Source organism: Burkholderia sp. Bp9140 (assembly GCF_003853425.1).
GTDB lineage: Bacteria > Pseudomonadota > Gammaproteobacteria > Burkholderiales > Burkholderiaceae > Burkholderia.
In genome coordinates this window covers 126,118-132,794 of sequence record NZ_QTPQ01000023.1, presented here as the reverse complement: position 1 = coordinate 132,794, position 6,677 = coordinate 126,118, and the positions used below count along the sequence as shown (strand labels likewise).

Annotated in this window: 7 protein-coding genes and 1 pseudogene; 7 read left to right on the top strand and 1 reads right to left on the bottom strand. The window is 66.0% G+C overall.

Features of this window, described 5'->3' with window-relative positions; genetic code table 11:
* The 3 genes from DIE21_RS38300 to DIE21_RS20220 form a co-directional block, all read left to right on the top strand.
* Positions 1 to 77, top strand: a 77-nt coding sequence (locus DIE21_RS38300; RefSeq protein ID WP_133168007.1) for a 4Fe-4S dicluster domain-containing protein, incomplete at its 5' end; no start/stop codon positions are given.
* Positions 78 to 125: 48 nt separating this feature from the next.
* Positions 126 to 1,319 (top strand): beta-ketothiolase BktB, encoded by a 1,194-nt coding sequence (gene bktB / locus DIE21_RS20225; protein WP_124499380.1) that lies wholly within the window; start codon positions 126 to 128, stop codon positions 1,317 to 1,319.
* 38 nt (positions 1,320 to 1,357) lie between these two features.
* Positions 1,358 to 2,212 (top strand): 3-hydroxybutyryl-CoA dehydrogenase, encoded by an 855-nt coding sequence (locus DIE21_RS20220; protein ID WP_124499379.1) that lies wholly within the window; start codon positions 1,358 to 1,360, stop codon positions 2,210 to 2,212.
* Positions 2,213 to 2,278: 66 nt separating this feature from the next.
* Here DIE21_RS20220 and DIE21_RS38165 read toward each other — a convergent pair.
* Positions 2,279 to 2,707 (bottom strand): annotated as a pseudogene (locus DIE21_RS38165) (TetR/AcrR family transcriptional regulator); the annotation flags it as partial.
* On the opposite strand from DIE21_RS38165, the gene DIE21_RS37860 reads away from it, so the two are divergent.
* The 4 genes from DIE21_RS37860 to DIE21_RS20195 all read left to right on the top strand — a co-directional run bounded on the left by DIE21_RS37860 (position 2,589) and on the right by DIE21_RS20195 (position 6,623).
* Positions 2,589 to 3,059, top strand: a complete 471-nt coding sequence (locus tag DIE21_RS37860; protein ID WP_260432534.1) for an anthrone oxygenase family protein — start codon at positions 2,589 to 2,591, stop codon at positions 3,057 to 3,059. The pseudogene DIE21_RS38165 and the gene DIE21_RS37860 sit on opposite strands and share 119 nt — an antisense overlap.
* 358 nt (positions 3,060 to 3,417) lie before the next feature.
* Positions 3,418 to 4,707: a glycine betaine/L-proline ABC transporter ATP-binding protein gene (locus tag DIE21_RS20205; RefSeq protein ID WP_124499378.1), complete on the top strand. Its 1,290-nt coding sequence runs from the start codon at positions 3,418 to 3,420 to the stop codon at positions 4,705 to 4,707.
* Positions 4,704 to 5,588 carry a proline/glycine betaine ABC transporter permease gene (locus tag DIE21_RS20200; protein WP_124499377.1) on the top strand — a complete coding sequence of 295 codons (885 nt, stop codon included), beginning with the start codon at positions 4,704 to 4,706 and terminating at the stop codon, positions 5,586 to 5,588. Before DIE21_RS20205 ends, DIE21_RS20200 begins: the two co-directional genes overlap by 4 nt.
* 153 nt (positions 5,589 to 5,741) lie before the next feature.
* Positions 5,742 to 6,623 carry a glycine betaine ABC transporter substrate-binding protein gene (locus DIE21_RS20195; protein WP_124499376.1) on the top strand — a complete coding sequence of 294 codons (882 nt, stop codon included), beginning with the start codon at positions 5,742 to 5,744 and terminating at the stop codon, positions 6,621 to 6,623.
* The last annotated feature ends 54 nt before the right edge of the window (positions 6,624 to 6,677 follow it).

Sequence of the window (6,677 nt, the reverse complement as noted above, 5' to 3'; positions counted from 1 at the left end):
ACATCAAGGACCCGACGCAGAACATCGTGTGGGTCACGCCGGAAGGCGGCGGCGGGCCGAATTACCCGAACATGTAACGCAACGCATCCCCGCGCCCGCGGGCGCGAACGAACCGGAGTGAGACGATGAGCAATGCAGCGAAGGAAGTCGTGGTGGTGAGCGGTGTCCGTACCGCGATCGGCGATTTCGGCGGGAGCCTGAAGGATTTCTCACCGACCGAACTCGGTGCGAAGGTCGTGAGCGAAGTGCTGTCGCGCGCGAACGTGCCGGGCGACGCGGTCGGGCATGTCGTGTTCGGCCACGTCGTGAACACCGAACCGAAGGACATGTATCTCGCGCGCGTCGCGGCGATCAACGGCGGCGTCGCGCAGCACACGCCGGCGCTGACCGTGAACCGGCTGTGCGGCTCGGGCCTGCAGGCGATCGTGTCGGCCGCGCAGACGATCATGCTCGGCGATGCCGACGTCGCGATCGGCGGCGGGTCGGAGAACATGAGCCGCGCGCCGTACACCGTGCCGGCCGCGCGCTTCGGCCAGCGCATGGGCGACGGCAAGCTCGTCGACATGATGCTCGGCGCGCTGCACGACCCGTTCCAGACGATCCACATGGGCGTGACGGCCGAGAACGTCGCACGCAAGTACGGCATTTCGCGTGATGCGCAGGATGCGCTCGCGCTCGAATCGCATCGTCGCGCGGCGCGCGCGATCGCGGAAGGGCGCTTCAAGGATCAGATCCTGCCGATCTCGATCCGCACGAAGAAGGGCGAGGTCGCGTTCGACACCGACGAGCACGTGCGTCACGACGCCGGCCCGGACGACTTCACGAAGCTCAAGCCGGTGTTCGTGAAGGAAGACGGCACGGTGACGGCCGGCAATGCGTCGGGGATCAACGATGCGGCCGCCGCGGTGCTGCTGATGAGCGCGGATGCCGCGCGCGCGCAGGGCGTGAAGCCGCTCGCGCGTCTCGTCGCGTATGCGCATGCGGGCGTCGATCCGGCGTACATGGGCATCGGCCCGGTGCCGGCCACGCAGAAGGCGCTCGAGCGCGCGGGCCTGAAGATCACCGACCTCGACGTGATCGAGGCGAACGAGGCGTTCGCCGCGCAGGCGTGCGCGGTCACGCAGGAACTCGGCCTCGATCCGGCCAAGGTCAACCCGAACGGTTCGGGCATTTCGCTCGGTCACCCGATCGGCGCGACGGGCGCCTTGATCACGGTCAAGGCGCTGTACGAACTGAAGCGCATCGGCGGGCGTTATGCGCTCGTGACGATGTGTATCGGCGGCGGCCAGGGGATTGCGGCGATCTTCGAGAACATCTGATAATCGAACGCTCAGCACCCGAACACACAGGAATCGTCATGACCATCGAAACCGTCGGCGTCGTGGGCGCCGGAACCATGGGCAACGGCATTGCGCAAACCGCCGCCGTTGCAGGACTCAACGTCGTGATGATCGACGTCAGCGACGCGGCGCTCGACAAGGGCGTCGCCGCCCTGAAGGGCAGCCTCGAGCGGCTCGTGTCGAAGGAGAAGCTCGACGCCGGCGCGCGCGATGCCGCGCTCGCGCGCATCACGACGTCGACCGATTACGCGAAGCTCGCCGCGGTCGACATCGTGATCGAAGCCGCGACCGAAAACGTCGAGCTGAAGAGCCGCATCCTGAAGCAGATCGAATCGGTCGCACGGCCCGACGCGATCATCGCGACCAACACGTCGTCGATCTCGATCACCGCGCTCGCGGCGCTGCTCGCCGATCCGTCGCGCTTCGTCGGCATGCACTTCTTCAACCCGGTGCCGCTGATGCCGCTCGTCGAGATCATCCGCGGGCTGCAGACGAGCGACGCGACCGCGTCGGCCGTGCGCGCGCTGACCGAGCGTTTCGACAAGTCGCCGATCGGCGTGCGCAACGCGCCCGGCTTCGTCGTGAACCGGATCCTCGTGCCGATGATCAACGAAGCGTTCTTCGTGCTGGCGGAAGGGATCGCGTCGGCCGAGGAGATCGACGCGGGGATGAAGCTCGGTGCGAACCATCCGATCGGGCCGCTCGCGCTGGCCGATCTCGTCGGGCTCGACGTGTGCCTCGCGGTGATGGACGTGTTCCTGAAGGACTTCGGCGACACGAAATATCGTGCGTGCCCGCTGCTGCGCGAGATGGTGTCGGCCGGGCGGCTGGGGAGGAAGACGGGGCGCGGGGTGTACGACTACAGCAAGTAAGCGGCGCGTCGGTGCCTCTTCGCGCGGCCGCCTTCGGGCGGCCGCGTGCTTTGCGCGGCCCGCTGACGCATCCAGCACCGCCAGATCCCGCGGCAACGCCTGCTTGAACATCGTGAGCAGCTGCCGGGCCGCATCCGGCGGCAACGTGATCGTGTGCCGCACGGCCGCCGCGATCTGGATCATCATCAGCTCCGCGAACGCGCTCCGCTGCGCGCGTGTCGTGTCGGGCGCCACTTCTCCCAGTGCATCCGCGAGCAGGCCGGCCAGGAACCCCCCGTCCGCCCGATCGAGCGCCTGCAATGCGCGGTCGGCCTGCGTCGCGCGCCAGATGTCGCGCATCAGCGGCTCGCCGACGAACATCCGGTAGTCACTCTCGATGATGCGGCACAACGTGCCGTGCAGGTCGTCGATCGTCTTCATCCCGGCGAGGTCGCGCCGCACGCAATCCGGCATGGTCGCGGTGACGATGGCCGTCAACGTGCCGCTCAACGACGCGCTCGCCGCCGCCGATCCGGCAACGGCGGATGGCGCGGCGCAGTGGGCGCGCGACGTGCTCGACTGGACGCGGTGGAATCACGTGCGCACGGTGGCGTCGTCGGCGTCGGCGTGCGCGCTGTTCGTCGCGGGGATCGCGGCGCGATCGGGGCGTGGGGAGCTTGGGCCGAACGTCACCGCGGCCGTTCGACACGAGCAACGCGCGCCTTTCTGCAACGTCGGTGCCGACTGCGCGGTTCCGATGTGCGCGTCACCGAGGCAGGTTCGATCTGTCCTTCATCGACCGCCGATTCTTCGTATCCGAGCCGCCTCGACTGCCGTCTGCGCCGTCGCGCGCCGGTTTTCTCGGTAGTTTCCCTGATGCACCACCGTCGGGATTTTCCCCTAGCGCACGATCCTGCGCCCCGCGTGCACCACCTTGCCGCGATTTCCGCGTGATCCCGCTCAGCCGCGCCGGTATTGGCTCTCGCCCCGATTCTGCCGGTCGTCGCCATGCGCACTTTTCCGCACGTTTTCGATGCATTACCAAAGGTATGGGAAAGCGCACAGAAAATGTATCTGGAACGACGAAATTGGATTGATACGCTGCAATCACTGCATCAGCGCCGTCAACCGCGCAGGAGCGTATCGAACCCACGCAACAAGCGGGCAATCGAAGGCGACTCGTACGAAGTTCGCGGTTTCCATCACCACCCAGTCGGGATGACAGAATGGCCCCAAATCTGACGTTTGCACCGGGCGACGTAGTTCCCCCCGGAGCAATCACCACCGACGGTGCGCCGTCGCTCGCCCGGTCGAGTATCGCGACCGGAACCGACATCCTGACCGTCAAGCACCTGTCGAAGATCTTCGGTCCGAAGCCCGAGCGTGCGATCGAAATGATGAAGCGCGGCGTCGGGCGCAACGAGATCTTCGCCGAAACGGGCAACATGGTGGCGGTCAACGACGTGAGCCTGAGCGTCAGGGCCGGCGAGATCTTCGTGATCATGGGCCTGTCGGGCTCCGGCAAATCGACGCTGGTTCGCCTGCTCAACCGGCTGATCGAGCCGAGCTCCGGGCAGGTCGTGCTCGAAGGCCGCGACATCGCCCCGATGTCGACGCCGGAGCTGCGCGACGTCCGGCGCCAGAAGATGGCGATGGTGTTCCAGTCGTTCGCACTGCTGCCGAACCGGACCGTGATCGACAACATCGCGTACGGGCTCGAGGTCGCGGGGATCAAGAAAGCGCAGCGCTACGAGGTTGCACGCGCCGCGCTGGAGCGCGTCGGCCTCGGGTCGTACGAGAAGCTGCTGCCGAGCGAATTGTCCGGCGGCATGCAGCAGCGCGTGGGCCTGGCTCGTGCGCTGGCGGTGAATCCGTCGGTCCTGCTGATGGACGAGGCATTCTCCGCGCTCGACCCGCTGATTCGCTTCGAAATGCAGAACGAACTGCTGCGCCTGCAGAAGGACGAGCAGCGCACGATCGTGTTCATTTCCCACGATATCGAGGAAGCGGTGAAGATCGGCGGGCGCATCGGCATCATGAAGGACGGCTGCCTGATCCAGGTCGGCACGCCGGCCGAACTGATCCAGACGCCGGCGGATGCGTATGTGCAGGACTTCTTCCGCAACGTCGACGTGTCGCGCTTCCTGAAGGCATCCAGCATGATGACGACGGTCGAGCGCGGGCTGCTTCGGTGCGATGCCGGCACGCCGTCCGACCGCTACCTGAACCAGCTGATCGACAGCGGCGCGGAATGCGGCTACGTGTGCGACGAGGCCGGCCAATATCTGGGCTGCGTCACGCCGGCCACGCTGCACCGGTCGGGCGCGCGGCCGATTCGCGAGGCGTTCCTGCATGACTTCAACGCGGTTTCGATCGATACGGATCTTCACCAGCTCGCATCGATCGCGCTGACCCAGGAGCACGACGTGCCGGTGACGGACGCAGCGGGACAACTGGCGGGCGTCGTGTCCTGCCGGACGATACTCAAGCAGATGATGCAACGGAGGGCAGCATGAATTCGTCGGTGATCGGGAAGTTCGCGGAAAATTTCGTCAATTTCCTGTTTCTGCATTTCCGCGGTGGCTTCGACACCTTCTCGGCCGGGCTCGGCGCGGTCGTGAAGCTGCTCGAGGACGGCCTCGCCGCCGTACCGTTCATCGCGATGGTCGTGATCCTGGTCGGACTCGCGCTGTGGCGCCGCGGTATCGTGTTCTCGATCTTCGTCGGCCTCGCGCTGCTCGTCATTCACTACATGGGCTTGTGGGCACAGACGGTCTCGACCCTCGCGCTCGTCACCGCGGCGACGTTCTTCAGCCTGGTGATCGGCGTCCCGCTGGGGATCTGGGGGGCGCGCAACAACCGGATCGGCATGATCCTGCGCTCGCTGCTGGACTTCATGCAGACGATGCCCGCGTTCGTGTACCTGATCCCGGCCGTGATCCTGTTCGGCCTCGGACGCGTGCCGGCGGTGATTGCGACGATCGTGTTCGCGATGCCGCCCGTCGTGCGGCTGACGACGCTCGGCATCCGGCAAGTCCGCGAGGAACTGATCGAAGCCGGCCGCTCGTTCGGCAGCACCGACTGGCAGCTTCTGTGGAAGATCCAGCTGCCGAACGCGCTGCCGTCGATCATGGCCGGCGTGAACCAGACGATCATGATGGCGCTGTCGATGGTGGTGGTCGCGTCGATGATCGGCGCGGGCGGCCTCGGCGAGTACGTGCTGAGCGGCATCCAGCGCCTCGACATCGGGATCGGCTTCGAAGGCGGGCTGGGCGTCGTGCTGCTCGCGATCGTGCTGGATCGGCTGACGGAGAGCTTCGGCGTGAAGGCGAAGAAGAAGGCGCGGCCGGCCGCGCGTGCAGGCAAGGCCGGCCCGCGTGGCGCGGCACGTACCTGACGGATTCGGCAGTCGCAGGCAGTTGACGGAACATGAAGCGCCGCGGCCACGGTGCCGCGGCGGAACCGGTGTAGCAGTGCGTGGAGACCAGCAACGCCGATCGAAGGCGTTACTCATCCTTGAAAGACTCGCGTGATTAACAAGGAGTACTAGATGAATACCCATACGTTCAAATCGCTTCTGGCGAAACTCGCGGTATCGACGGTGGTTGCCTGCAGCGCAGGTGTGGGCGCGGCGTCGGCCGCCGAGCCGGTCAAGATCGCGGTGACCAACTGGGCGGACGTGCTCGCGGTGGCCAACGTCGCGAAGTACGTGCTGGAAACGCAACTCAAGCAGCCCGTGCAGTTCGTTCAGGCCGACATCGGCATCCAGTACCAGGGCGTTGCGCGCGGGGATCTCGACATCATGGTCGGCGGCTGGCTGCCGGTCACGCACGGGACGTACTACGCGAAGTACAAGAACGACCTGGACGACGTCGGCATCATCTATACCGGCGGCAGGAACGGCTGGGCAGTGCCGACCTACGTTCCCGAATCGGAGCTGTCGTCGATCGCCGACCTGAACAAGCCGGAAGTCAAGAGCAAGCTGAACGGCACGATCCAGGGCATCGAGCCGGGCGGCGGCCTGATGCAGGCGTCGGAGAAGACCATCAAGACCTACAACCTGGACGGCTACAACCTCCAGGCGTCGAGCGAGGCCGGCATGCTGGCGAGCGTGTCGCGTGCGTACCAGTCGAAGCAGTGGATCGTCGCGACGGTGTGGAGCCCGCACTGGCTGTTCCAGAAGTGGCAGATGCGTTACCTGAAGGACACGAAGGGCACGCTGGGCGGTGAAGAGCAGGTTCACGCGTTCGCATCGAAGAAGTTCGCCGGCAAGTTCCCGCGTGCCGACGTGTTCTTCAAGCACCTGAAGCTGACGCTGGCCGACGTCGAAGCCATCGAGTTCGAAGGCAACACCACGAACGACTACGCGACGGCCGCGAAGAAGTTCGTCGATGCCCATCCGGAAAAGCTGAAGGCCTGGCTGCAGCAGTAAAGCCGCGCTACCGGCGACGCATGTCGCCCGATGCCGACGGCCGGGGCCCCAACG